This is a genomic window from Ruegeria sp. CE8 (genome assembly GCF_056537465.1).
The window spans coordinates 70,785-94,406 of record NZ_JBQFRP010000011.1 but is presented as its reverse complement, the minus strand read 5'-3'; the positions used below and the strand labels follow the sequence as shown (position 1 = coordinate 94,406).

The following is a 23,622-nucleotide window of genomic DNA, read 5'->3' as shown; positions in this document are numbered from 1 at the left end:
CTCTGATCCGGAATTAGGCAAATATCATCGAGCTGAGCTTGCGACGCCCGTTCAGAACGATCGGATCATTGGGCTTAAGTGCATCGAAGATCGTGAAAAGTTGTGTCTTAGCGGCGCTGTCACTCCATTCACGGTCACGACGGAACAGTTCAAGCAATTGCGCAACCGCCTCTTCAACTTCGCCATTTGCATGCAACGCCTGCGCCAGGTCGAAGCGCGCCTGATGATTGTCAGCGTCCGCGTCGACCGCAGCCTTCAGTTCACCCACCGGACCTGCGTCGGCGGCCTGTTTGGCCAGTTCAAGCTGGGCATGGGCTGCCTCAACTTCGGGCGAGGTCGAAATTTCCGCGGGTGCGCCGTTCAGAATGGCTTCTGCCTGCTCCAGATCGTCGGACGCGATGTGAGCACGAACCAAACCGCCATAAGCCGCTGCGTGGTTCGGATCTTCACCAAGAATGGCGGCAAAAGTCTGCGCGGCATCAACTGCTGCGCCTTCGGCCAACATCTCTTCGGCGGCCTGAACCGCGTCATCCAACTGCCCGCCGGGGCTTTCGCCGCCCGCCGCTTCGATCACTCGATCCACAAAGGCCTTGATCTCAGATCCTGGCACGGCACCCTGAAATCCGTCGACCGGTTGGCCCTTGAAAAATGCATAGACAGTCGGAATCGACTGGACGCGCATCTGCGCCGCAATCATTTGCGCCTCGTCAACGTTGATCTTGACCATCTTCACCGCGCCTTTGGCGGCGGTCACGGCCTCTTCCAGCAACGGGCCAAGGGTTTTGCATGGGCCGCACCAGGGCGCCCAGAAATCAACGATGACTGGGGTTTCCTGCGAGGTCTCGACGACGTCGGCCATAAAGGTGGCCTCGGATCCGTCTTTGATCAGATCGGTGGCATCAGGTCCGGCTGCGGCGTTCAGAAGGTCCATGGCATTCACTCTTTCGTTCGAATTTGGGCTCTATATGCAATCACACAGGGCAGAAACCAATAGTAGAGTTGCGTGGTCAAAGGTCGAATGTCGCGAAGACCGGCGCGTGATCGCTGGGTTTTTCCCATCCGCGCGCATCACGCAGGATGCGGCTGGAGTGTCCCGCGTTGGAAATATCAGGCGTCGCCCAAATGTGATCCAACCGCCGCCCCTTGTCTGCAGCGTCCCAATCCCGCGCGCGATAGGACCACCAGCTATAGAGCTGCCCTTCGGGAATATCCTGACGCGTGATGTCGACCCAATCGCCTGCATCCTGTGTTTCGGCAAGCTGCTCAACCTCGATCGGAGTGTGCGAGACGACCTTGAGCAATTGCTTGTGCGACCAGACATCATCTTCGCGCGGGGCGATGTTCAGATCGCCAACCAGAATAGACTTTTCGGGCTTTTCGGCATGGAACCAGTCGCGCATATCTGTGAGGTAATCGAGTTTTTGGCCGAACTTCTCATTTTTCTCGCGATCCGGAATATCACCACCAGCGGGCACGTAGAAATTGTGGATCGTCACACCGTTTTCCAAACGCCCCGCTATGTGACGCGCGTGCCCGAGCCCTGCGAAATCCTTGTCGCCAACCTCTTCCATCGGCAGGCGCGATAGGATCGCGACGCCGTTGTACCCCTTCTGGCCACGCGCAACCATGTGGGTGTAGCCCAGTTCGGCAAAACCTTCGGTCGGGATTTTCTCGACCGGAGACTTGCACTCCTGCAGGCACAATACGTCCGGCGCTTCTTCCTGCAGCAATTTCAGCACGATGGGCTCGCGCAGGCGGACCGAGTTGATGTTCCAGGTGGCAAGGGTAAAGGGCATGGGCAGGAATCCTCTGACGCGATTGGCGCAGACTAGCTTGGTGTGAAACCGGGTGCCACGGGAAAAATGCCCATCGGAATTTAACGCCAAGGGGAACCTGCCAGCTCGCTTCCGTCTCGGGAAATCCTTTACATAATACACATATTTATTATCATGAATTTTTATATATTCGATACTCTGGGAGGGGACACCCGTGAAGCCGATTGGGTCGAAGATACTTGTTTCTGCGTGGATATGCCTGTGCTCTGCACCCGCCTTTGCGCAGTATTTCGGACACGAATACGAGGGCAGCCAGGCTCCGATCCGGGAGGGCGAACAACCCGTGATCCCGCTTGATACGGAAGATCCGACCTACAACGCGTGGCGGACCCTGCTGCCAAGCTTTGATGGCACAGAACGGGCCGATGGACCGATTGACCTGCAACGGTTCTATGGGCAGGGCTTCATGCAGATACCGACGTTTTTGCACCAACCGATTGCTTTAACGCCAGCAGACCTAGCCGCGGGTGAGGTCGATGTTGCGATCATGGGCGCTTTTACGGATATGGGCGGCGGAATGCGCGGTGCATCTCACGGTCCAAACGCGGTCAGGGCATCGTCGATGTATTTGGGGTACGGTGCGCGGCAACCGCATATGCATGTGATGGTTGATCCGCTTCAGGACATGACCGTTGTCGATTATGGCAACGCGCCGAACGACATGATGAGCACCGAACGCACGATCCACTCGGTCCGGTCCTTTGTTCGTCAGGTCGCCGAAGTACAACATGAGAACGGCACCCGTGTCATTCCGTTTATCGTCGGCGGCGACCATTCTCTGATGTATGCGGATGTTGCCGCGCTGGTAGATGTGTACGGCAAGGGGAACGTCGGCGTGGTCCATTTCGACGCACATTATGATGCTGGTAAATACGGGCTGGGCCACCTGATCAACCACGGTATGCCGGTCTATCGCCTGATCGAGGAAGGGCTGGTTCCCGGCAAGAACTTCATTCAGGTTGCATTGCGCGGCTATTATCCGGACGAACGCGCGTTTGAATGGATGCGCGAGAACGGATTTCGGTATCACACAATGGCCGAGATCGAAGATCGTGGTTGGGATGCGGTGATGGAAGATGCCATTGCCGAGGCCAAAGATGGCCCGGAGTACATCTTTGTGTCATTCGATATCGACACGCTTGATCCTGCCTTTGTTCCCGGCACCGGAACGCCTGAGCCCGGCGGGCTGATGCCGCGTGAGGCCTTCCATATCCTGCGTCGTCTCTGCGCCGAAACCAACCTTGTGGGCTTTGAACTGGTCGAACTGTCCCCTCACATGGACCCGACATATGTGTCCGCGCTGAACGCCAATCGGCTGCTGCGAGAATGCCTGACCGGTGTCGCCATGAACAAGCTCGGGATAACCGAGCCCGATTATCGCAGCCCGCTGACTGTCACGCATGGTCAAAACGACAATTAAGCTGCGGGTCTATTCAGCCCTCGCGCTTGCCCTGCTCGGCTCGCCATCCTTGGCCGAGCCGTTGCAAGTGTCCTGGACCGACCTACAGGAAGGGCGCCCACAAAGTTGTTCGGCTGTCCTTGAGACCTATCTTTCCAATCCGAATTGCACCGGAAAGGATATGTCGGACCGGATGCTGTCCTTGCAACTTGCCGAATGCACGCCGGGAAACACTGACCTTGATGGCATCACAATCCGCATTGCGGGCTACGCCCACCCCGTGGAGTTCGAATTCAGGAACGTCCAACGCTTTCTGCTGATTCCGCCGATGGATCAGGATTGCCGGCATCCGCTTCCCCCGCTTCCCGATCAGGTCATCACGGTCGAATACGCAGAAGGGATCGACATAACGGCAGACCCCGTATGGATCACCGGCCGCTTACAGATTCGGCCCAGCGGGAACGAAATTGCGCCTTCGGCCTACAGAATCAAAGCAGTGAACGTCACAACAGCTACGATTCCGGATGTGACGACCTCTGAATGAATACCATAGTATCTGTTCAGATATGCGCCTGCGATTTCAAGGCGTAGCGCTTGATTACACTTCGAAAAAAAGCCGGGCCATAAGGCCCGGCAGTCCAACAGGGAGGTGCATGTCATAACCCGGACATGCGCGGGTTGGGAGTAATCTAATTACACATCCAGAGTATCACTTTGACCCATGTCAATCCAGTCAGGGTTACGAAACCAGGCGATATCCACCGGACTCTGTGACCAAAAGGCGCGCATTCGATGGATCGGGCTCGATCTTCTGACGCAGGCGATAGATGTGGGTTTCCAGCGTGTGCGTCGTGACGCCAGCGTTATAACCCCAGACCTCGTGCAGCAGTACGTCGCGGGCAACCACGCCATCGGCCGAGCGATACAGGAACTTAAGAATATTGGTTTCTTTCTCGGTCAGGCGGATTTTTCGGTCTTCTTCCGTGATCAGCATCTTCATGGCCGGTTTGAACGTATACGGCCCCAGCACAAAGACCGCGTCCTCGGACTGTTCATGCTGACGCAGCTGCGCGCGGATACGGGCCAGCAGGACCGGGAACTTAAACGGCTTAGAGACATAATCGTTGGCGCCTGCGTCCAGACCAAGAATGGTATCCGCGTCGCTGTCATGGCCTGTCAGCATCAGGATCGGGCTTTTGACACCTTGCTTGCGCATCAGGCGGCACAGCTCTCGCCCATCGGTGTCCGGCAGGCCGACGTCCAGAATGACCAGATCGTAGATTGCCTCGCGTGCCCGCTCCATGGCAGATTGGCCGTCTGCCGCTTCGAACACGTCGAAATCCTCGGTCATCACAAGTTGCTCGCTGAGCGCCTCACGCAGGTCTTCATCATCATCCACCAGCAGGATTTTCTTGAGCTGAGCCATGTCCGGTCCTCCTAAGCCTTTTCCACCATTTGCGTGCGGAAGATGCAATCAACAAGATTTACTGCAATCGTCTCACGCCCTCGTGTCTGACGCGTAGGAATTGTTTCACATTTCCCGCTGATCGGGTTAGACGAAGGCTGGAACGTTACAGGGTAACTAAATGAGTTTGATCCCCGATATTTCGGAATTGCTGGCGCGCGCCCGCGCAGATTTGCGCATGGGCGTTCCGGTTGTGCTGACAGACGACAGCGGATTTAGCGTATTGGCAATAGCGTCGGAAACGCTGAGCGCGCAGAGGCTTGCCGATTTACGGAGCCTGGAAGGTCAACCTGTGGTGGCAATCACAGTCAGACGGGCGGAAACCCTGAAGGCGCGGGCCTATGATGGCGATCTGGCACGCGTGATCATTCCCTCAGACACCGATATAACCTGGGTTCAAGCTGTGGCCGATCCATCCGATGATCTGAACACCCCGATGAAAGGCCCGTTGATGTCCGAGCGGCAGGGCAATGCCAACCTGCATCGTATTGCAATCGCATTGACCAAGTCCGCTCGGTTGCTGCCCGCAGCCGTCGTGGTTTCTATTGAGGATGGGCGCAACTTTGCTGCAACCCATGGCCTGACCTGCATTGACCATACCCGCGCCGCGCCGCATCTGGCTGACCGCAGCGCTTTGCACGAGATCGCTGCGGCACGTTTGCCAATGGAAGTGTCCGAGGCGGGTCGCCTGCACGTGTTCCGTCCCGAAGATGGCGGAGAAGAGCATTATGCCGTGGAAATCGGGCGTCCGGACCGAAGCAAGCCGGTATTGGCCCGTTTGCACTCGGCCTGTTTCACAGGCGACCTGATGGGCAGCCTGAAATGCGACTGCGGCCCGCAACTGCGTGGCGCGCTGGCGCAGATGGGGGCCGAAGGCTCTGGCGTATTGCTGTATCTCAATCAGGAAGGACGCGGCATTGGCCTTGCCAACAAGATGCGTGCCTATTTCCTGCAGGATCAGGGTTTTGATACAGTCGAAGCCAATCATCGGCTGGGTTTCGAAGACGATGAGCGCGATTTTCGGCTGGGGTCGGACATTCTCAAAGAATTGGGTTTCAACTCGATTCGGCTGCTGACCAACAACCCGGCGAAAATCGCGATGATGGAGAAGACGGGAATCGCCGTGACCGAGCGTGTACCGCTCAAAGTGGGTGAAACGGCTCATAATCGCGGGTATTTGGCAACCAAGGCTGCAAAATCAGGCCACCTTCTGTGACGCCCGATGATCTTGTTCTGACCCCGCGCGGCGTCCGTTTTGCCGGACGTGTCTTTCCCTGCTCAATCGGTAAAGGCGGGTTGACCGACAACAAGCGTGAAGGTGACGGAGCAACGCCGACCGGGGTGCATCACGTCGTCGGCATGCTGTATCGACCGGACAGGCTTTTGGCACCGACCTCATGGGCAATCCCTATAGGTCCTGGCGATCTTTGGTCGGACGACAGTGACGATAGCCAATACAATCAGATGGTCAGTTCGCCTTACGCGCATAGCCACGAAAAACTGCGACGCGCGGACCCGCTATACGATCTTGTGCTGATCACCGACTGGAATTGGCCAAATGCGGTACCGGGCCGCGGATCGGCGATTTTCCTGCACCAATGGCGGCGCCCGAGTTACCCGACCGAGGGCTGCGTCGCGTTTCGCCGCGACCACCTGCATTGGATTGCCCGCAGAATAGCCCCCGGAACGCGCCTGATTATCCCTCGGATTTAACCCGTTCGCCAAAGATCGCGGACCCAACGCGTACATGCGTGGCACCCAGCGCTATCGCTTGTTCGAAATCACTGCTCATCCCCATCGACAGGCCCTGCAATCCGTTGCGCTCGGCAACCTTGGCCAGCAATGCAAAATGCAGCGAAGGTTCTTCATCAACCGGTGGAATCGCCATCAACCCCTGAATCGGCAGGTCCAGAGACCGGCATTCAGAGATAAAAGCGTCCGCATCAACCGGCATGACACCGGCTTTCTGTTCTTCCTCTCCGGTGTTGACCTGGATGAACAGATCAGGGCAGTGACCAACTTCCTGCGCAAGCCTCGCCAGAGTCTTGGCCAGTTTGGGGCGATCCACCGAGTGAATCGCGTTGAACAACTCCATTGCCTGCCGGGCTTTGTTGGTCTGCAACGGCCCGATAAGGTGCAGATCGATGCCTGAGAATTGCTCCATGAAGTCCGGCCATTTTCCGGCCGCCTCCTGAACCCGGTTTTCGCCGAAACACCGATGCCCTTGTTCCAGCACATCCTGAACACGCTCATTCGGTTGAACCTTTGAGACCGCGATCAGTTTCGTCGATCCCGCAGGTCGCCCGGCAGCGGATTCGGCTTTGGCGACGCGGGCGGTAATGTCGTTCAGCGACATGGGTTTCCTCTCTCTGCTATGGGCGCAGAAAAACACCATGTCGGCACAAAAGAAAAGGGCAGGTCCGAAGACCTGCCCCTAAACTTTGCGGTTCAGATCAACTTAGAAGTTGAACTGCGCACCGAAGTCAGCACGGATTTTGCCGTCGGCGTCGCCGCGCTTCTCTTGGCCGATACCACCGCGCAGCGATGCACCGCCGCCCAGGTCGTAGATCGCGCCGATACCATACTCTTGCCGGTCGTCAGACGCATTACCGTCGCCGTAAGCGAAGGTCAGAGTGGTTGCCGCGCCGATGTTGTAGGCTGCCGACAGACCGTATGCAGTGCCGTTGCGAGCTGCGTTCACAACGTCATCGTCCGCTACAAACAGGGTACCCGAGAAGTCACCCCATTCGCCGCCCAGGGTCAGAACGGTCAGCGACTGCTTTTCGCTGCTGCTGTTCACGTTCGCCTTGGTCTGACCGTAGGCCAGAGCAGCGGTGATGTTGTTGAAGGTGTAGGTTGCGCTGACGTCCCAGCGGTCTGCATCCTGCGGAACGCCATCAAATGCGATGGTTGCCTGGTCGTAGGACGCGCCGAAGGCGAAGTCGCCAACTGCGTACTGGAAGAACACAGCGTTCGAACCGGTACCGGTCGAAGTGTAGCTCAGGAAGCTGTAGTCAACGCCCGAGTACTGGCCGATGAAGCTTTCCAGGCCAGGCTCGTTACCGTAGTAGTTTGCCAGGTTGTCGAACGAACCGGCGACGTTGCCGGCGTCAACACGCAGACCACCGTAGATGACCGAGAAGCGTGCGCCGTTCAGGCCAGCACGATTCTGCTCGCCGTTGCCGTCGTCTTCGTCAGCCTGCAGACGAACACGAGCCGAGAACTCAACACCACCGTCGGTTTCTGCAACACCGTCGATGTTCAGACGGAAGCGCGAGACCAGGATGGTGCTGTCGGTTTTGACGTCCTCAGCGACGGCACTCGAGTTAGCTACACCGTTGGTGCCGCGAACAACTTGGCCTTCGGTGGGGCTGCCAGCAGTTGTGTCAACTGTGAAGTTCGGAACGTCACCGTTGCGGTCTTCTTGGTAACCAATACCAAAACGGCCATAGCCGCTGAAGCGAACGTCGGCTGCGGCAACACTTGCGGTTGCGATCAGCGCGGTCGTTGCGAAGAGAACTTTTTTCATCTTGTTTCCCTCGGTTTCAAAGTTTTTCTACTCGACATATGCCTCAGCACATGTCTCAGCACGGGAACCGTTTCGCTCTTTTTGCCCCCTTCACGCAAGCTTGGCTTAAAAGTGAACTACGCATTGACCACAAATTGGTGCAAGGATGCCACAGTCGGTTTTCAGGGCAGATCTGCGCACCGCTGCGACATATGTAATAAGAATAGGGTTGTTGCTGAACTGGACCTTGTCTAGGAGTAACACGTAACAAAGTAGACCAAGTGAAACAGGACCAGTCGACAATGCGCCTGCAGACGATTTTCGGTTTGATCATAATGACTGCTGCCGTGTCGGCCTGCGGACAGAATCGGGGTGCTGCCCCGAATCCGGATTTGCTTAACACAGACAGCACCCGCACAGCAGAACGCGAACTGAACGATCCGAATCGCACAACCATCTGGGATGTGTTCGACCGCGGCAATGCCGAGCAGATCGTTAATGTGAACCGCTACCTGTGGGCCGCGTCGCTGGATGTTCTCAACTTTCTTCCAGTGCAGGAGGTCGACCCGTTTACCGGTGTGATCGTAACTGGTTACGGCACGCCGCCCGGCGGCGGGCGGCAGTATCGCGCAACCGTTCACATCAGTGACCCGGCGCTGGCCGCCCGGTCCCTGTCGGTTGCACTGCAGACCAGCGGCGGCGCTCCGGTGAGTGCCGCGACGACGCGGGCGGTCGAGGATGCGATCCTAAATCGCGCACGTCAGTTGCGCATTGCAGACAACAAGCTCTAGCCACCCGCCGAAAATCACAATATTACCACGCCGGGTTCATGCCCGGCGTTTTCATTTACGAAGGACCGCACCATGTCGCGCTACTCGGCCAACGAAATCGAAGCAAAATGGCAGGAAGCCTGGGACAAGGCCGGGATCTTCACCGCCCAGCACAAGGCGGATAAGCCGAAATACTATGTGCTTGAGATGTTCCCCTACCCGTCGGGCCGTATCCATATGGGGCATGTGCGCAATTATACGATGGGCGACGTGATCGCGCGGCACAAGCTGGCTACTGGCCATAACGTGCTGCATCCGATGGGTTGGGACGCGTTCGGGATGCCTGCGGAGAACGCGGCGATGGCCATTGGCGGCCACCCTAAAGACTGGACCTATGGTAATATCGCCGACATGCGCGGGCAAATGAAGCCACTGGGCCTGTCGATCGACTGGTCCCGAGAATTCGCCACCTGCGACCCGGAATACTATGGCCAACAGCAGGCCTTGTTCCTGGATATGCTCGATGCCGGGCTGGTTTATCGCAAGAACGCCGTGGTGAACTGGGACCCGGTCGATATGACCGTGCTGGCCAATGAACAGGTAGAAAACGGTCGCGGCTGGCGGTCTGGCGCCTTGGTTGAGCGCCGGGAGTTGACGCAGTGGTTCTTCAAAATCTCGGACTATTCCGAAGAACTGCTCGAGGCGTTGGATACGCTGGACAACTGGCCTGCCAAAGTGCGCCTGATGCAGGAAAACTGGATCGGCAAGTCGCGCGGCCTGCAATTCGGGTTCGAACGCACTGATGGCGAAGAACCCATCACCGTCTATACGACTCGCCCCGACACGTTGCTGGGCGCGTCTTTTGTCGGCATCTCGCCGGATCACCCCATTGCAAAGCAGCTTGAGGCCGAAAACCCCGAAGTTGCCGAGTTTGTTGCCGAATGCCGCAAAGGTGGCACCACGGAAGAGGCCATCGAGACTGCCGAGAAACTGGGCTATGACACCAGTATCCGCGTCAAACACCCACTGGACCCGAGCTGGGAGCTGCCGGTCTGGATCGCGAACTTCATTCTTATGGATTACGGCACCGGCGCGATCTTTGCCTGCCCGGCGCATGACCAGCGCGACCTGGATTTCTGCCGCAAGTATGGCCTGCCGGTCGTGGACACCTTCTTCGCGCTGAATAACGGCACGCCGGTCGACAAGATCGCATTTGTTCCGCCCAAGACCGAGAAAGTCCGCTGGGTGAACCATTTTGCCGGTCTGACCGAGGCGACGGGTGACGAAGCGATCAACGCCACCGTCGATTTCGCGGAAAAAGCGGGCTGGGGCGAAGGCGTCACCAAATATCGCCTGCGCGATTGGGGACTTAGCCGCCAGCGCTATTGGGGCTGCCCGATTCCCGTTGTTCACTGCGACAGCTGTGGTGTGGTGCCTGAGAAGAAAGAGAACCTGCCGGTTCAACTGCCCGACGATGTCACGTTCGACAAACCGGGCAACCCACTGGATCGGCACCCGACGTGGCGCGATTGTGCCTGCCCGAAGTGTGGTGCGCCGGCCAAGCGCGAAACCGACACAATGGATACCTTTGTCGATTCCTCCTGGTATTTCGCCCGTTTCACCGCCCCGCGCGCTGAAACGCCAACCGATCTGACCGAGGCCGAATACTGGATGAATGTCGACCAGTATATCGGCGGGATTGAGCACGCGATTCTGCACCTGCTCTATTCGCGTTTCTTCGCGCGGGCGATGAACATCACAGGCCACCTGCCGAAAAAGGCGATCGAACCGTTCGATGCGCTGTTCACCCAAGGCATGGTGACGCACGAAATCTACCAGACCCGCGACGCAAATGGTCGCCCGGTCTATCACCTGCCCGAGGATGTGACCGACGGCAAACTGGTCGACGGCACCGAGGTCGAGATCATCCCCTCTGCCAAAATGTCGAAATCCAAAAAGAATGTGGTCGACCCGGTCAGCATCATCTCGGCTTTCGGCGCTGACACGGCCCGCTGGTTCGTGCTGTCCGATTCGCCGCCCGAGCGGGACGTGGAATGGACTGCTTCGGGGGCCGAGGCAGCGTTCAAGCACCTCAGCCGCGTGCATCGCATCGCCTCAGAAATCGCAGAATCCGATGTGCCTGCGAATGCCGAGGACGAAGCGCTGCTGCGCGAGATGCACAAAGCGATCCATGACGTGACCGGCGGTGTGGAATCCTTTGGCTTCAATGCCTCGATCGCCAAGCTTTATGCTTTCACCAACACACTGGCCAAATCCAAGGCGGGTACGGCAGCGAAACGCGAAGCCGCCAAGACGCTGGCGCAACTGATGTCGCCCATGACCCCGCACCTCTCGGAAGAGCTGTGGCAGTTGCTGGGCGGCGAAGGGCTGGTGGCTACCGCGCCATGGCCAGTTGCCGATCCGGCGATGCTGGTCGATGACACCGTCATCCTGCCGATCCAGATCAACGGCAAGCGCCGCGCGGAAATCAGCGTGGCCAAGGATCTGGCCAAGGACGAGGTTGAAAAAATCGCGCTCAGCACCGAAGCTGTGCAAAAGGCGCTGGATGGCGCTGCACCGAAGAAAGTGATCGTTGTACCGGGCCGGATCGTAAATGTCGTCGTTTGATCGCAGAACTTTTTTGCTGATGCCACTGGCGCTCGCCGCCTGTGGCTTTGAGCCGGTCTACGCACCGGGCGGGGCCGGATCGGCCCTGTACGGAAGGGTTGCCGTTTCCGCACCAAATACAGTCGCCAGCTATCTTCTGGTCGAAGACCTGGAACAAAAACTTGGTCGCAGCGCCTCATCGGGCAGCGAGTACAATCTGGACGTTTCGGTATCGACTGCGACCTTGGCAGCAGCGATCACAACCACGAACGAAACCAACCGCTATACGATAAATGGCACCGCGAACTATTCGCTTAGATCGAATGCGACGGGTCAGATCGTTGCCTCGGGCACTGTGACAGACTTTGTCGGGTATTCGGCGGCCGGTTCGACAGTTTCGACACTGGCGGATGAGCGGGACGCAAACCAACGCCTGATGGTGATTCTGTCCGATCAGATCATCAACCGCCTTTACGCAACCCCGGGCCTGACCGCATGAAGCTGAGCCCGCGCGAGGCCGAGGGGTATTTCTCCAAACCCGACGCGAACAAGACCGGGCTGCTGATTTACGGCGCCGATGCAATGCGGGTAGCGTTGAAGCGTCAGCAGGTGCTCGCTGCGCTTCTGGGCGCAAATGCCGAAGAAGAGATGAGACTGACCCGGCTTCCGGGTGGCGACCTGCGCGGTGATCCCGCCTTGTTGCTGGATGCCGTCAAAGCTGTGGGTTTCTTTCCCGGCCCCCGCGCCGTGTTTGTCGAAGACACAACTGAAACCGCCGCCCCCGCGATCATCGCCGCACTGGAAGACTGGGTGCCCGGAGATGCGCAGATCATTGTCACTGCCGGGCAGTTGAAAGCCAGCTCCAAGATTCGCAAGGCATTCGAGGCGCATCCGTCGACCTATGCCGTCGGCATTTACGACGACCCGCCCTCGCGGGCCGAAGTAGAAAGGGTTCTGTCCGAGGCCGGGTTACAGAACATCCCGCGCGACTCGATGTCGGCGATTACCGAGCTGGCGACGAGCATCAGCCCCGGAGATTTTGCACAGACGATTGAAAAACTGTCGCTTTACAAACGTGGCGACAGTTCTGAACTCACCATCGAAGACATCGACGCCTGCGCGCCCCGCTCGACCGAGGCCGCTCTGGACGATGTTCTGAACGTGGTCGCAGAAGGCCGCGCGGGCGAGATTGGGCCGTTGATCCGCAGATTGCAGTCGCAGGGCACCAACGCCGTGAGCCTGTGTATCGGCGCGACCCGGCATTTCCGAACGCTTTACGCCTGCGCATCCGACCCTGGCGGTGCCGCGCAAGGAATCGGTAAGTTGCGACCGCCGGTTTACGGCAAACGCCGTGACCGCATTCTGCGGCAGGCCCAGGGCTGGGGCGCACCCAAACTGCAAACCGCTTTGACGGTGCTTACGGACACGGACCTGTCGCTACGTTCGGCTGGCCAAACTGCACCTGCCATAGCCCTGGTCGAGCGGGCAATGATCCGCCTCGCAATGCTGGCAAAGACCCGCTAACTGGCCCGATCAAGCCACTTTGCAGCGGCGCGTCCGGCCCAGCGACCGGTCGCCAGACAGGCCGTCAGCAGGTATCCCCCGGTTGGAGCCTCCCAATCCAACATCTCGCCTGCGCAAAACACTCCGGGAAGCGCGGTCAGCATTAGCCCTTCATCTAGCGCCGCGCGCGGAACTCCCCCAGCGGTGGAAATGGCCTCATCCATCGGACGCAGGCCAGCATGGAGAATCGGCAAGCGCTTGATCGCACTCATGTCTTCCGAATGCGGCACGCCACTGCGCTTAATCATTTCGTGGAACAAGGCAACTTTCTGCGGAGACAGATGCAGTGACTTCTTGAGCCACTGGGACAGCGTCATTTTCGGTTTCTTCGACGAAAAGCGGCTTTTCAGTGCATCTGCATCAAGATCGGGCGCCAGATCGACAAACAACGGCGCGCCTTCGCGCAGGGCGGGTGTCAGGGAGTATAATCCGCCGCCTTCCAGCCCGTTCGCAGACAGTGCGGCCTCGCCCCGGCTTTCCAATTCCCCGGCCGTCCAGCGAACCGATTTCAGCGCGGCGCCGAAATGGGGTTGCATATGTGGGCTCCAATCCACGGAAATCGCTGAATTCGCAGGCGCGAATGGTGTGAGTGACACACCCTTGTCTTGCAATAGCGGCGCCCAAACTCCATCAGAGCCCAAGCGGGACCAGCTTGCCCCGCCCAGCGCAAGTACGGTCGCATCCGCCTCGATGCTCTGCCGACCGTCGGGTGTATCGAATATCAGCGCGGTGCCATCCCAGCCGACCCACCGCCAACGGGTTCGGACCTGCACGCCAGCCTCTGCGAGCTGGGCCAGCCACGCGCGCAGCAGGGGGGAGGCTTTCATTGACGTTGGAAACACGCGCCCGGTCGAGCCAGTAAACAACTCTTGCCCCAGCCCCTGCGCCCATGTCTTAACACCCGAGGCATCAAACTCAGCGATCATTGGGCGCAGCCAGTCAGCAGCCTCTCCGTAAGACTGCAGCAGGGTTTCGAAAGTTTCGTCCTTGGTCAGGTTCAGCCCTGACTTCCCCGCCATCAGAAATTTGCGCGCAACCGATGGCTTGGCTTCGGCTACAAGGACATCGTGCCCGGTATTGGCAAGCTCCTCGGCCGCCATCAGGCCCGCGGGTCCTCCTCCGATCACCATTGCCTGTGCCATCCATGCCCTCTTGCCTTTCGCGCCACCCGGCGCAACTTTACCTTCGTCATGACGAACAGCGATCCGATCTGCCCGCTCTGCGACCGCCCGATCCCCAATGGGGGCGGCAGCCTGCACCATCTGATCCCAAAACTCAAAGGGGGCAAGGGCGGACCCACGGTATTGTTGCATCAGATCTGCCACAAAGAGGTCCACGCAACCCTCACCGAAGCCGAACTGGCCCGCGACTTTCACACGGTTGAGGCTCTTCGCAGCCATCCCAGATTGGAGAAGTTCCTGAGTTGGGTTCGCAAACGCCCGCCCGGGTTTCGTTCGAAAGTCCCAGGCAAACGACGTGGCCGTTGATCAGCCGGGGTTCACCGGATCGCCGAATGCGTCCCGTGTTGGCGCCTCAAGGTCCTGAACCTCCAATCCCCGATAATCGGGAGCTTTGGCAAATTGCGCACCCGCGATGTGCTGGAATTCCAGCGTCGTATAGGGGCGCTTCCAGAGCCATTCCCGGTTTCCAACGGCCCAAAGGTCCGGGTTCGGCAACACGTCATCGGTGAATGCATAAAAGTGGAGGTCAAACCCATATTGACCGACATCCTGCATCGACAGCAGGCGCATGCCTTGCGCTCGACAAAACGCATCTTCGGCAGCGATGTCACCGGTCCTGAGAGTTATCTGGCCGACTCGGGCTTGCGCAAACGGGGCGGCCGGATCGGCGGCGTGCTCTGGTCGGTTGCCTTCGAAGCCATGCTGAAGAAGTTCAATGACGAACCCTTCGGGATCTGACAGATGACACATATAGCCGATGTCGAGAAACTGCTTGGGTTCCGGAACCTCGACGCCTTTTTCACGCAAAAACGCGGCGGCAAGATCAACATCAGGAAGTGTGATGCCGATCTTCCAGTATCGTTGCCCTCTGTCGTGGGTGTACCCGCCACCACCCGGCATCAGCAACAGATCGGCATCCTGCCCGTCATAGCCGACGCGCAGGCTTACCCCCTGCGCTTGCGCCGTCATTCCCAGAACGTCGACATAGAACCTGGCCAGACGTTCAGGATCGGCGACGCGCAACCGCAAGCCAGAGAGCCTCATCGGCACAACTCGGCGATTCCGGCGGCGATGTTGGGATCGGCGACGACGCTGTCGGCAACCAGTTCTCGTGCCGTTGGCATCAGGGCCTCTGGCGCAACGATACGATCCACCAGCCCAAATGCATAAGCCTCATCCGCTGTGATTTTCTGACCGGCCATCAGGATCATCTTGGTGCGCGATGGCCCGATCAAGGCCGCCATGCGGACCGGGTCCGAAGGTTGTGGCAGAAAGCCCAGCTTCATCACCGGGTAAAAGAACTTGGCCGTCGGAACCGCAATCCGGACATCACAGGCCAGCACCATGCCGTTGGCACCCCCGGCCAGAGTGCCGTTCAACGCCGCGACGGTCATGCACGGAAGGGCGGCGATCGCACCGGACAAACGTTCCCACACGTCGGACGTGGCAAGCCCCGTATGCGCTTCGGCCAGATCGGCACCGGCACTGAACACCTTGCCCGCGCCGGTCAGGATCAGCGCGCGAGCCTCGGTTGCGGCTTCAGCGATCTCGGCCAGCTCGGTCAACATCGCCCCGGTCAGCGCATTGGCTTTGCCCGGGTTGTTCAGAGTGACGATCCAAAGCCCGTCCTCTTTGTTCAGATCAATCACGTCAGTCCAACCCTTTGTCGAATATCCTCGCGCCGCAACGAGATTTCAGTGCCCAGAAACTCATCGGCGTCCGGGCTGCACATCCACAGCAACGCCTTCGCGGGCCAGTCGGCGGGGATATGGTCACTCCAATCCAATTGGCTGACCGCGTTGATGCCGCTAGCCTTGATCACCTTCTGCATCTCGGTAGCCACCGTTCCTGGTGAAAGGCCCATCGCGCGAATGCCATGTATCGATTCCTCAAGATGCAGGCATTCCGTCATCATCTTTGCGCCCGCTTTCGACGCGCAATAATGGCTCCACGCCTCAACCGGGTTCGAAGCCGCGCCTGATGAAACGGTCAGTACCGTTCCACCGCCGGCCGCACGCATGATCGGCAGAACGGCCCGCATTCCATAGAAAACACCCTTGAGGTTGATGTCGATTGCCTTGCTCCACGCCGCGACATCGGCGTTAGACAGGTGAAAGATCGGATCAATGACACCGGCATTTCCGATCAGAACGTCCAGACCGCCGAACCGACCAACACAATCGGCAACGGCCTGTTCCACCTGCGCAAAATCGCTAACGTCGCATTCCAGCGCGATTGCGGTGTCCCCCAACGCGGCGGCCAGCGCGTCGATCTGATCGCGACTGCGGGCGACCAGCGCCACGTTTGCACCCGCTGCGGCAAATACGCGCCCTGCCTCGGCTCCGATGCCCCGGCTGGCCCCAGTTATCAGTACGGTTTTCCCCTGCATTTGGTTCCTCTACCTCCATCGGTTTGAAATTGTGTGAATCTCTACCCCGTCAATGGGGAAAGGGTCCAGTCCTTGCCCCTTGACGCCCGCCGCCACAAACACGACGATGCCCGCAAAATTATCTAGAAGGGTACTGTAATGTCCGTTTTCCTCCGCCGCAGCTGTGGCGCAGTTTTGGCTTATGCCGTTGTCACGCAGGGTGCACTTGCCGATCTTACTTCTCAGGACGTCTGGAATGACTGGAAAGCCTACCTGAACCAGATGGGCTATACCGTCGCGGGCGAAGAAACCGTCGCCGGGAATGTCACGACGATTGCCGATATGACCGTTTCGATGGATCTGCCGGAAGAAGATGTGACTTTCCGTATGGTTGTTCCCGAAATGACCTTGACCGAAAATGGCGATGGCACGGTCAACATTGGATTTCCCGACAATTTCCCTCTGACCATGTCTGGTGAGGGAGACGGTGACGAGTTTTCCCTCGAAATCGACTATTCCCAAACCGGTCTGAACATGGTCGTTTCGGGTGATCCGGACGAGATGACCTATGACTATTCCGCCGATAGCATTGGCATCAAGCTGGACGGGCTGAATGTCGATGGCGAAGCGATGCCCGAGGACGTTCTGGCCGTGAATGTGGCTATGACCAATCTGGCCGGCAGCTCGCGGATGAAGATCGGCGAGAACCGCGATATCGACCAGAAATTCACCGCCGGTGGCCTGACCTACGACCTCGCGTTCGCCGACCCAGAAAACGAGGACACGGGCAAGATCGACGGCTCCATGAGCCAGTTGACCTTTGAGGGCACCAACGTCATCCCCGCGAATTTCGATTTCTCGAACCCAGAGGCTCTCTATTCCGACGGTTTTTCGTTCTCCGGCCTTTTTACCTATGGCTCGGGACAGACCGCGATTGCGGGAACCAGCGAAGGAGAGGCCTTTTCGGTGGGCAGCGAATCCCAGGGCGGTAAGTTCGGCGCCAGCATCGACGCCCAGCGCCTGGCCTACGACGTCGAACAGAACAGCTCGAAAGTTGCGGTGACAACGGCTGAACTGCCCTTCCCGATCGAAATCGCTATGGAAAACGCCGGTTTCAAATTCGAAATTCCGGTTCAGGAATCCGAGGAAATCCAGCCATTTGGCTTCGCGATGAACCTGACCGACTTCACCATGTCGGATGTACTGTGGAGCATGTTCGACCCGGCAGGAGCCTTGCCGCGTGATCCGGCAACAATATCGCTGGACACCACGGGAACCGCCAAGGTGCTGATGAACTTCTTCGATCCCACCGTTGCCGAAGATCTGGAGTTTTCCGACGAAGTACCGGGCGAGCTGCACTCTCTGAAGATCAACGAATTGCTGATTTCGCTGGTCGGGGCCAAGCTGACGGGCGAGGGTGACTTCACCTTCGACAACTCCAACACCGAAGAGTTTGATGGCATGCCCACACCTACCGGCATTGCAAAGTTGAAACTGGTGGGTGCCAACGCGTTGATCGACAAGCTGATCGGGATGGGGCTGGTCTCAGACAGCGACGCGATGGGCGCCCGGATGATGATGGGCCTGATGGCGGTACCGGGCGAAGAGCCCGACACGCTTAATTCGGAAATCGAATTCACTGGTGACGGCCAGATTCTGGCGAACGGCCAGCGCATCAAGTAATCAATTGGGAAGGCGGTCTCACCGCCTTCCCCAACTCTCGTCCGAAATGACGAAACACGGCACGGAACCAACAGTGCCAACCGACAACTCAACACAATTTGCTCAACCTAAAATAGCCGCAGGCCTTGCGAGACCAGCGGTCCAAGGCTAGGTCCAAGGCACAAAGACCGGAGGCCTCATGACCCGCACACCTGAAGAAATCAGCCAGAACCTGCTGGACGCGGCCCGCAAAGCGGGCGCCGAAGCGGCGGATGCCATCGTGCTGGATGGCTCTTCGGTTTCGGTTGAAGTACGCGGCGGGGCGCTGGAACATGCGGAACGATCCGAAGGTACGGATCTGGGGTTGCGGGTGTTTCTCGGAAAGCGACAGGCGATCGTTTCAAGCTCTGACAGTCGCCCTGAAACGCTGAAGGCTATGGCTGAACGCGCGGTTGCCATGGCTGCTGAAGCGCCGGAGGACCCGTTTACTGGCCTTGCCGCACCTGACCAGCTGGCAAAGGACTGGGACATCGAAGCGCTGGAGCAATTCGATCCGACGCCCGAACCTTCGGCAGAAATACTGTTGTCGGATGCACTGGCCGCCGAAGCCGCCGCTCTGGCCGTTAAAGGCGTGTCGCAAGTGTCCGACGCCGCGGCTGCGTACGGAACGCATCGCGTGCATTTGGCGGCCACGAATGGCTTTTCCGGAGGATATTCCCGCAGTAGCCGCTCGACGTCCTGCGTCGCCATCTCGGGCGAAGGCACGGGGATGGAACGCGACTATGACGGCGACAGCCGTACCTTCCAAAGCGACCTGCGTAGCCCTGAAGAGATTGGCCGCACCGCAGGCGAACGCGCCGTGGCGATAGTCGGGGCGCGAAAGCCCGCGACGGGCACTTTCCCCGTTCTGTTTGACGAACGCATTTCATCATCGCTGATCGGCCACCTTCTGGCGGCCAGCAACGGCGCAGCCATTGCCCGTGGCGCATCATGGCTGAAGGATAGTCTGGGAGAGCAGGTTCTGCCTGAGCACCTGTCGCTGATCGAAGACCCGCATCGCCCGCGCATTTCGGGCTCCCGTCCCTTTGACGCGGAAGGTTTGCCAACGCGGCGCAGAGCGATTGTTGAAAACGGCGTCCTGACCGGCTGGACCCTGGATTTATCGAGCGCACGCAAGCTGGGCATGACTTCTACAGGCAACGCGGCACGCGGCGTGTCCGGTCCTCCTTCGCCCAGCAACTGGAATCTGAGCCTGACCCAGGGCGACCATAGCAGGGCCGATCTGCTGCGCGATATGGGAACGGGGCTGCTGGTTACCTCGATGATCGGATCGACGATCAACCCGAACACTGGCGATTACTCGCGCGGAGCATCGGGCTTTTGGGTTGAGAACGGTGAAATCACCCACCCGGTCAATGAATGCACAATTGCAGGCAACCTGCGCGACATGCTGAAACGGATCATCCCTGCAAATGATGCGCGCGCGTACCTGTCTCGCGTGGTCCCCTCGGTGCTGATCGAAGGAATGACACTTGCCGGCAACTGACCTGCAACTGCTGATTGACGCCGCATTAGAGGCCGGCAAGATCGCCACACGGTATTCGGGCAGCACAGCGCAACGCTGGGACAAACCCGATGGTGCAGGCCCGGTGACCGAGGCCGACCTGGCCGTGAACGCGATGTTGGAACAACGCCTGCCCGCTGCACGACCGGGCTATGGCTGGCTTAGCGAAGAAACCGAGGATTCGGCGGACAGGCTGTCTAAGGATCGCGTGTTCATCATCGACCCGATTGACGGAACCCGCAGCTTTGCCGAAGGGTCAAAAACCTGGGCGCATTCTCTGGCGATCGCCGAGCGGGGCGAGGTAACAGCGGCGGTGATTTACCTGCCGTTGCGAAACCTGCTTTACACAGCGGCCAAAGGTCAGGGCGCGACGCTCAACAACGACCCGATCAGAGTGACCGAACGCAGTGATCTGGAAAGCGCCGAAGTTCTGGCCGCGAAACCGAATTTGCAACCCCGCCACTGGCGTCAGGGACAGGTCCCGGACTTCAAACGGAATTACCGGCCGTCGCTGGCCTATCGCATGGCCCTCGTCGCGCAGGGCCGGTTTGATGGGATGATGACGCTCAGACCCAGTTGGGAATGGGACATCGCGGCAGGCGATCTGATTATCCGCGAGGCGCACGGCGTATGTTCGGACCGGCAGCGCGAGCCCCTGCGGTTCAACAATGCGCACCCACGCCTGAACGGGGTGATCGCTGCAGGTTCAGGTGTTTATGGTCTACTGTCCAAACAACTTGAACCGGAAAGCCCTGGAATCGCACCATGAGCAAGCCACGCTCATTAAGCCTTGCCGCCTATCGCGTGCTGTCCTGGGGTATGCAGAATGCCGCAAACCAGCGCGATATCCCGCGACCTGATGGCGAGGTTTTATGGCTTCACATAAACGCGCGCGAACGTCACCGCGCCACTATCGATTTTTGCCAACGGCTGCAGCAAGTGCGACCCAACTTATCCGTGGTTCTGACGGTTCCTCCTGACGCCGATCTGAGGCGGTGGGCAAGTTGCGGCTATCCCCTTGTCAATCTGCCGTCCGAACATACCGGGGCTGCCCGCGCCTTTCTGGATCACTGGCGGCCAAACCTCGGAATTTGGGTTGGCGGTGGGTTGATGCCAAACGTGATCACGCGCGCCGATGAACGCGGCATCCCCCTGATCCTGATCGAGGCTGAAGCCGACGTGAAAGTCGCGCGAGGTGGGCGCTGGTTGCCGGATATCACCCGATATACGATTGACTGTTTCCGAACGATTTTGTGCACCACGCCTGAATCCGCCCGGCAAATCCGCCGGCTCGGCATCTCTTCGACCAAGGTCAAAGAAGCGCCACCACTTCATTTCAGTCCGAATCCGCGACCCTGGCCCGAAGACGAACTGATTGAAGTGAACCATGCGCTGTCCGGCCGCCCCGTCTGGCTGGCGGCATGGGTGCAGGACAAAGAATTCATCTCGGTTCTTAGCGCCCACAGGCAGGCCATGCGGATGTTGCCCCGGCTGGCGTTGGTGCTGCATGTGGCGGACATCACAGAGGCCGGGCCGCTGCACCGGCGGCTCGAAGCCATGGACCTGCGCTGCACCAACTGGGACGAAACCGGTGTGGTCGAGGATATGACACAGGTAATCCTGTCCGCCGTGCCCGAGGATCTGGGTCTGTGGCAAAGGGTGTCCCCGGTCACCTTCATGGGCAGTTCTCTGGAGCGCGGCGCAGGCGGGCAGGACCCGCTAATCGCAACAGCGCTTGGGTCTGCCGTGATCCACGGCCCGTTTGTGCACAGCCATCAGCAGTTATACGATCAGCTGGACCGGGCAGGCGCAGCATGCACAGTCAGAACCGCGACCGAGCTTGGCGATGCGGTTGTCGAGCTTTTGGCACCAGATCAGGCCGCCAACATGGCGCTGGCCGGGTGGCAAATCGTAACCGAGGGAGCGCCACAAGCGGACAATCTGATCGACATGGTGCAAGATTATCTGGATCAGCGGAGTGCAGACGATGAGGGCACCTGATTTCTGGAATACATCACCGGATCAGTTGGATCTGCGTGCCCGGATGCTGGCGCCTTTGGGACGTCTCTATGCTGGGGCAACGGCCCGCCGGGTCGCGTCAGACCCCGGAATGAACCCCGGCGTTCCGGTCATCTGCGTTGGCAACCTCAATGCGGGCGGCACCGGGAAAACTCCAACCGTGATCTGGATGATCGAGCAGCTGCGCGACGCCTGGCATGAAACACATGTCGTGACACGTGGCCACGGCGGTTCACTGGAAGGGCCGGTCCGTGTGGATCCCGGCAAACATACGGCTGCGCAGGTCGGAGATGAGCCGCTTTTGCTGGCAGCATTTGCTGATGTCTGGGTCGCCAAAGACCGTGCGGCCGGGGCAAAGGCGGCGGCGGATGCCGGAGCCTCGGTAATTGTGCTGGATGACGGGTTTCAGAACCCCTCGGTGGCCAAGGATTTCTCAATCATCGTTGTGGATGCGGCTCGCGGGTTCGGGAATGGCCTATGTCTGCCAGCCGGACCGTTACGGGAACCGGTCGATGTCGGACTGCAACGCGCCGATCTTGTCCTGTCGCTTGGCGATGCCAATGCTCAGGCGGAATTCGCTGAACGTTGGGAACAGAACCTGACCGTACCTCACGCAACCGGTGCTGTTGAACCGCTGCAAACCGGCATGGATTGGAGCGATACGCCCGTTCTGGCCTTTGCGGGCATTGGCCATCCCAAGAAGTTTTTCGACACTCTGCGCCAGCAAGGTGCCACGTTGCTGCGGGCCGAGGCATTGGACGATCACCAGCCCCTGACACCTGCGCTGATGACACGGCTTGAAAATGAGGCGCGGCTGTTGGGTGCACAGATGGTGACGACGGAAAAAGACGCCGTGCGTCTGCCCGCCGCGTTTCGCAGCAAGGTCATCACCCTGCCTGTTCGTCTGAAAGTAGATGAGGCCGACAAGGTCCGGGATATGCTGATGCAGATCGCCCCGTCGCCCTGAAAAGCGACCGGCCCTGATCGAGCCGGTCGCGAAAGCGCTTAGCTGCCAAGTTCGTCTTCGATCAGTTTCTTGAAGTCATCGTAGGACTGGTTGTCGACCTTCTTGCCATTCACAACGAAGGAAGGCGTCGCCTGAACGCCGTCACGTTCGGCGTTGTCCTGGTACCACGCCACAAGCGTCTGCGCCCGGGTTCCGTCCTGCAGGCAGGCTTCAAGCTGATCATTGTCGATACCGGCCAGACGGCCGATCTTGCGAAGCTCGTCGACGATCTCGGCCGGGCCACCGGCCTTGGTCCATTCGGACTGACCTTCATAGATCAGGTCCGAGATGCCAAAGAACTTCTCGGGCCCGCCGCAGCGTGCAACCATCGAAGCCCACAAGCCATAGCGGTCAAAGTAAACCTCGCGGTAGATGAACTTCACCTTGCCGGTGTCGATAAAGTCTTTTTTGAGCTCTTTAAACGCGCCGTTGTGGAAATTCGCACAATGCGGGCAGGTGTAAGAAGCATACTCGATAATCTCAACCGGCGCGTCTTCGGCACCCAACGTCATTTCGACGATGGTCGAGGTGTCCAGATCGGCCTCTTGCGCCTCGGCGCTGCTGATCAGCGGATAGGCGGGGTTGGAATTCGACAGCGACAGCCAATAGCCGCCAGCGGCCACGGCGACAGCCGCACAAATTCCAGTTGCAATACGGCTCATTTCTCAGCCCTTT

The 23,622-nt window shown here is 59.0% G+C and carries 24 protein-coding genes; 14 read left to right on the top strand and 10 right to left on the bottom strand.

The features are described 5' to 3' along the window. Positions 1 to 13: 13 nt before the first annotated feature. Together trxA and ACR0AA_RS17220 are read right to left on the bottom strand one after the other, a co-directional pair. Complete coding sequence (trxA, locus tag ACR0AA_RS17225; protein WP_480756502.1) at positions 14 to 931, bottom strand: thioredoxin; 918 nt, start codon at positions 929 to 931, stop codon at positions 14 to 16. 76 nt (positions 932 to 1,007) lie between these two features. Further along, positions 1,008 to 1,796 carry an exodeoxyribonuclease III gene (locus ACR0AA_RS17220; protein WP_480665155.1) on the bottom strand — a complete coding sequence of 263 codons (789 nt, stop codon included), beginning with the start codon at positions 1,794 to 1,796 and terminating at the stop codon, positions 1,008 to 1,010. Positions 1,797 to 1,989: 193 nt separating this feature from the next. On the opposite strand from ACR0AA_RS17220, the gene ACR0AA_RS17215 reads away from it, so the two are divergent. After that, on the top strand, positions 1,990 to 3,255 hold the full coding sequence (locus ACR0AA_RS17215) for an agmatinase family protein (protein ID WP_480756501.1): 1,266 nt from the start codon (positions 1,990 to 1,992) through the stop codon (positions 3,253 to 3,255). Beyond that, positions 3,236 to 3,778 (top strand): DUF3299 domain-containing protein, encoded by a 543-nt coding sequence (locus ACR0AA_RS17210; RefSeq protein WP_480665153.1) that lies wholly within the window; start codon positions 3,236 to 3,238, stop codon positions 3,776 to 3,778. Before ACR0AA_RS17215 ends, ACR0AA_RS17210 begins: the two co-directional genes overlap by 20 nt. Positions 3,779 to 3,973: 195 nt before the next feature. On the opposite strand, the gene ACR0AA_RS17205 is transcribed toward ACR0AA_RS17210, so the two are convergent. Further along, on the bottom strand, positions 3,974 to 4,660 hold the full coding sequence (locus ACR0AA_RS17205; protein ID WP_058272567.1) for a response regulator transcription factor: 687 nt from the start codon (positions 4,658 to 4,660) through the stop codon (positions 3,974 to 3,976). 160 nt (positions 4,661 to 4,820) lie between these two features. Here ACR0AA_RS17205 and ribA point away from each other — a divergent pair, with 160 nt between their 5' ends. Together ribA and ACR0AA_RS17195 are read left to right on the top strand one after the other, a co-directional pair. Continuing rightward, positions 4,821 to 5,915: a GTP cyclohydrolase II gene (gene ribA / locus ACR0AA_RS17200; RefSeq protein WP_480665152.1), complete on the top strand. Its 1,095-nt coding sequence runs from the start codon at positions 4,821 to 4,823 to the stop codon at positions 5,913 to 5,915. Further along, on the top strand, positions 5,912 to 6,412 hold the full coding sequence (locus tag ACR0AA_RS17195; RefSeq protein WP_480665151.1) for a L,D-transpeptidase family protein: 501 nt from the start codon (positions 5,912 to 5,914) through the stop codon (positions 6,410 to 6,412). Before ribA ends, ACR0AA_RS17195 begins: the two co-directional genes overlap by 4 nt. Here ACR0AA_RS17195 and ACR0AA_RS17190 read toward each other — a convergent pair. After that, positions 6,396 to 7,055: a YggS family pyridoxal phosphate-dependent enzyme gene (locus ACR0AA_RS17190; protein ID WP_480756500.1), complete on the bottom strand. Its 660-nt coding sequence runs from the start codon at positions 7,053 to 7,055 to the stop codon at positions 6,396 to 6,398. The genes ACR0AA_RS17195 and ACR0AA_RS17190 overlap by 17 nt on opposite strands. Before the next feature lie 102 nt (positions 7,056 to 7,157). Then, positions 7,158 to 8,228 (bottom strand): porin, encoded by a 1,071-nt coding sequence (locus tag ACR0AA_RS17185; protein ID WP_480756499.1) that lies wholly within the window; start codon positions 8,226 to 8,228, stop codon positions 7,158 to 7,160. A gap of 281 nt (positions 8,229 to 8,509) precedes the next feature. Here ACR0AA_RS17185 and ACR0AA_RS17180 point away from each other — a divergent pair, with 281 nt between their 5' ends. The 4 genes from ACR0AA_RS17180 to holA all read left to right on the top strand — a co-directional run bounded on the left by ACR0AA_RS17180 (position 8,510) and on the right by holA (position 13,108). Next, the gene (locus tag ACR0AA_RS17180) at positions 8,510 to 8,998 is read left to right on the top strand and encodes a DUF3576 domain-containing protein (protein WP_480756498.1); all 489 of its coding nucleotides are present in this window, start codon (positions 8,510 to 8,512) and stop codon (positions 8,996 to 8,998) included. A gap of 72 nt (positions 8,999 to 9,070) precedes the next feature. Continuing rightward, positions 9,071 to 11,605 carry a leucine--tRNA ligase gene (leuS, locus tag ACR0AA_RS17175; RefSeq protein WP_480756497.1) on the top strand — a complete coding sequence of 845 codons (2,535 nt, stop codon included), beginning with the start codon at positions 9,071 to 9,073 and terminating at the stop codon, positions 11,603 to 11,605. Then, on the top strand, positions 11,592 to 12,083 hold the full coding sequence (lptE, locus tag ACR0AA_RS17170) for an LPS assembly lipoprotein LptE (RefSeq protein WP_480756496.1): 492 nt from the start codon (positions 11,592 to 11,594) through the stop codon (positions 12,081 to 12,083). Before leuS ends, lptE begins: the two co-directional genes overlap by 14 nt. After that, positions 12,080 to 13,108 carry a DNA polymerase III subunit delta gene (gene holA, locus ACR0AA_RS17165; RefSeq protein WP_480665144.1) on the top strand — a complete coding sequence of 343 codons (1,029 nt, stop codon included), beginning with the start codon at positions 12,080 to 12,082 and terminating at the stop codon, positions 13,106 to 13,108. Before lptE ends, holA begins: the two co-directional genes overlap by 4 nt. Here holA and ACR0AA_RS17160 read toward each other — a convergent pair. Continuing rightward, the gene (locus ACR0AA_RS17160; protein ID WP_480665143.1) at positions 13,105 to 14,289 is read right to left on the bottom strand and encodes a TIGR03862 family flavoprotein; all 1,185 of its coding nucleotides are present in this window, start codon (positions 14,287 to 14,289) and stop codon (positions 13,105 to 13,107) included. The genes holA and ACR0AA_RS17160 overlap by 4 nt on opposite strands. A gap of 48 nt (positions 14,290 to 14,337) precedes the next feature. On the opposite strand from ACR0AA_RS17160, the gene ACR0AA_RS17155 reads away from it, so the two are divergent. Further along, complete coding sequence (locus tag ACR0AA_RS17155) at positions 14,338 to 14,634, top strand: HNH endonuclease (protein WP_480665142.1); 297 nt, start codon at positions 14,338 to 14,340, stop codon at positions 14,632 to 14,634. On the opposite strand, the gene ACR0AA_RS17150 is transcribed toward ACR0AA_RS17155, so the two are convergent. Genes ACR0AA_RS17150 through ACR0AA_RS17140 form a run of 3 tightly spaced genes read right to left on the bottom strand, consistent with a single transcriptional unit; the run spans position 14,635 to position 16,717 of the window. Next, positions 14,635 to 15,372, bottom strand: coding sequence for a VOC family protein (locus ACR0AA_RS17150; RefSeq protein ID WP_480756495.1), 738 nt, complete (start codon positions 15,370 to 15,372; stop codon positions 14,635 to 14,637). It lies immediately after the preceding gene. Beyond that, entirely contained in the window at positions 15,369 to 15,977 is a 609-nt protein-coding gene (locus ACR0AA_RS17145; protein ID WP_480665140.1) for an enoyl-CoA hydratase/isomerase family protein, read from the bottom strand. Before ACR0AA_RS17145 ends, ACR0AA_RS17150 begins: the two co-directional genes overlap by 4 nt. Then, on the bottom strand, positions 15,974 to 16,717 hold the full coding sequence (locus ACR0AA_RS17140; protein ID WP_480665138.1) for an SDR family oxidoreductase: 744 nt from the start codon (positions 16,715 to 16,717) through the stop codon (positions 15,974 to 15,976). The genes ACR0AA_RS17145 and ACR0AA_RS17140 overlap by 4 nt, the downstream gene beginning before the upstream one ends. 138 nt (positions 16,718 to 16,855) lie before the next feature. Here ACR0AA_RS17140 and ACR0AA_RS17135 point away from each other — a divergent pair, with 138 nt between their 5' ends. The 5 genes from ACR0AA_RS17135 (at position 16,856) to lpxK (ending at position 22,908) form a co-directional block, all read left to right on the top strand. Next, positions 16,856 to 18,379: a DUF2125 domain-containing protein gene (locus tag ACR0AA_RS17135; protein ID WP_480756494.1), complete on the top strand. Its 1,524-nt coding sequence runs from the start codon at positions 16,856 to 16,858 to the stop codon at positions 18,377 to 18,379. 178 nt (positions 18,380 to 18,557) lie between these two features. Further along, complete coding sequence (locus ACR0AA_RS17130; RefSeq protein WP_480756493.1) at positions 18,558 to 19,904, top strand: TldD/PmbA family protein; 1,347 nt, start codon at positions 18,558 to 18,560, stop codon at positions 19,902 to 19,904. Continuing rightward, entirely contained in the window at positions 19,891 to 20,691 is an 801-nt protein-coding gene (locus tag ACR0AA_RS17125; protein ID WP_480665135.1) for an inositol monophosphatase family protein, read from the top strand. Before ACR0AA_RS17130 ends, ACR0AA_RS17125 begins: the two co-directional genes overlap by 14 nt. Then, a complete protein-coding gene (locus tag ACR0AA_RS17120; RefSeq protein WP_480665134.1) occupies positions 20,688 to 21,923 on the top strand; it encodes a 3-deoxy-D-manno-octulosonic acid transferase in 1,236 nt (411 codons plus the stop codon). Before ACR0AA_RS17125 ends, ACR0AA_RS17120 begins: the two co-directional genes overlap by 4 nt. Further along, positions 21,910 to 22,908 carry a tetraacyldisaccharide 4'-kinase gene (lpxK, locus tag ACR0AA_RS17115; RefSeq protein ID WP_480665133.1) on the top strand — a complete coding sequence of 333 codons (999 nt, stop codon included), beginning with the start codon at positions 21,910 to 21,912 and terminating at the stop codon, positions 22,906 to 22,908. The genes ACR0AA_RS17120 and lpxK overlap by 14 nt, the downstream gene beginning before the upstream one ends. Before the next feature lie 38 nt (positions 22,909 to 22,946). Here the strand turns inward: lpxK and ACR0AA_RS17110 are convergent, their stop codons facing one another. Further along, positions 22,947 to 23,609, bottom strand: coding sequence for a DsbA family protein (locus ACR0AA_RS17110; RefSeq protein WP_480665132.1), 663 nt, complete (start codon positions 23,607 to 23,609; stop codon positions 22,947 to 22,949). Positions 23,610 to 23,622: the final 13 nt, after the last annotated feature.

Excerpts from the sequence above, each read along its gene's own strand:
- ACR0AA_RS17205 (WP_058272567.1), bottom strand. The coding sequence starts at position 4,660 with ATGGCTCAGCTCAAGAAAATCCTGCTGGTGGATGATGATGAAGACCTG.
- ACR0AA_RS17140 (WP_480665138.1), bottom strand. The coding sequence starts at position 16,717 with ATGCAGGGGAAAACCGTACTGATAACTGGGGCCAGCCGGGGCATCGGA.
- ACR0AA_RS17120 (WP_480665134.1), top strand. The coding sequence starts at position 20,688 with ATGAGCAAGCCACGCTCATTAAGCCTTGCCGCCTATCGCGTGCTGTCC.
- ACR0AA_RS17135 (WP_480756494.1), top strand. The coding sequence starts at position 16,856 with ATGTCCGTTTTCCTCCGCCGCAGCTGTGGCGCAGTTTTGGCTTATGCC.
- ACR0AA_RS17185 (WP_480756499.1), bottom strand. The coding sequence starts at position 8,228 with ATGAAAAAAGTTCTCTTCGCAACGACCGCGCTGATCGCAACCGCAAGT.
- ACR0AA_RS17160 (WP_480665143.1), bottom strand. The coding sequence starts at position 14,289 with ATGGCACAGGCAATGGTGATCGGAGGAGGACCCGCGGGCCTGATGGCG.
- ACR0AA_RS17190 (WP_480756500.1), bottom strand. The coding sequence starts at position 7,055 with ATGTCGCTGAACGACATTACCGCCCGCGTCGCCAAAGCCGAATCCGCT.
- lptE (WP_480756496.1), top strand. The coding sequence starts at position 11,592 with ATGTCGTCGTTTGATCGCAGAACTTTTTTGCTGATGCCACTGGCGCTC.
- leuS (WP_480756497.1), top strand. The coding sequence starts at position 9,071 with ATGTCGCGCTACTCGGCCAACGAAATCGAAGCAAAATGGCAGGAAGCC.
- trxA (WP_480756502.1), bottom strand. The coding sequence starts at position 931 with ATGGACCTTCTGAACGCCGCAGCCGGACCTGATGCCACCGATCTGATC.
- ribA (WP_480665152.1), top strand. The coding sequence starts at position 4,821 with ATGAGTTTGATCCCCGATATTTCGGAATTGCTGGCGCGCGCCCGCGCA.
- ACR0AA_RS17150 (WP_480756495.1), bottom strand. The coding sequence starts at position 15,372 with ATGAGGCTCTCTGGCTTGCGGTTGCGCGTCGCCGATCCTGAACGTCTG.
- ACR0AA_RS17210 (WP_480665153.1), top strand. The coding sequence starts at position 3,236 with ATGGTCAAAACGACAATTAAGCTGCGGGTCTATTCAGCCCTCGCGCTT.
- ACR0AA_RS17220 (WP_480665155.1), bottom strand. The coding sequence starts at position 1,796 with ATGCCCTTTACCCTTGCCACCTGGAACATCAACTCGGTCCGCCTGCGC.
- ACR0AA_RS17110 (WP_480665132.1), bottom strand. The coding sequence starts at position 23,609 with ATGAGCCGTATTGCAACTGGAATTTGTGCGGCTGTCGCCGTGGCCGCT.
- lpxK (WP_480665133.1), top strand. The coding sequence starts at position 21,910 with ATGAGGGCACCTGATTTCTGGAATACATCACCGGATCAGTTGGATCTG.
- ACR0AA_RS17180 (WP_480756498.1), top strand. The coding sequence starts at position 8,510 with ATGCGCCTGCAGACGATTTTCGGTTTGATCATAATGACTGCTGCCGTG.
- holA (WP_480665144.1), top strand. The coding sequence starts at position 12,080 with ATGAAGCTGAGCCCGCGCGAGGCCGAGGGGTATTTCTCCAAACCCGAC.
- ACR0AA_RS17155 (WP_480665142.1), top strand. The coding sequence starts at position 14,338 with ATGACGAACAGCGATCCGATCTGCCCGCTCTGCGACCGCCCGATCCCC.
- ACR0AA_RS17130 (WP_480756493.1), top strand. The coding sequence starts at position 18,558 with ATGACCCGCACACCTGAAGAAATCAGCCAGAACCTGCTGGACGCGGCC.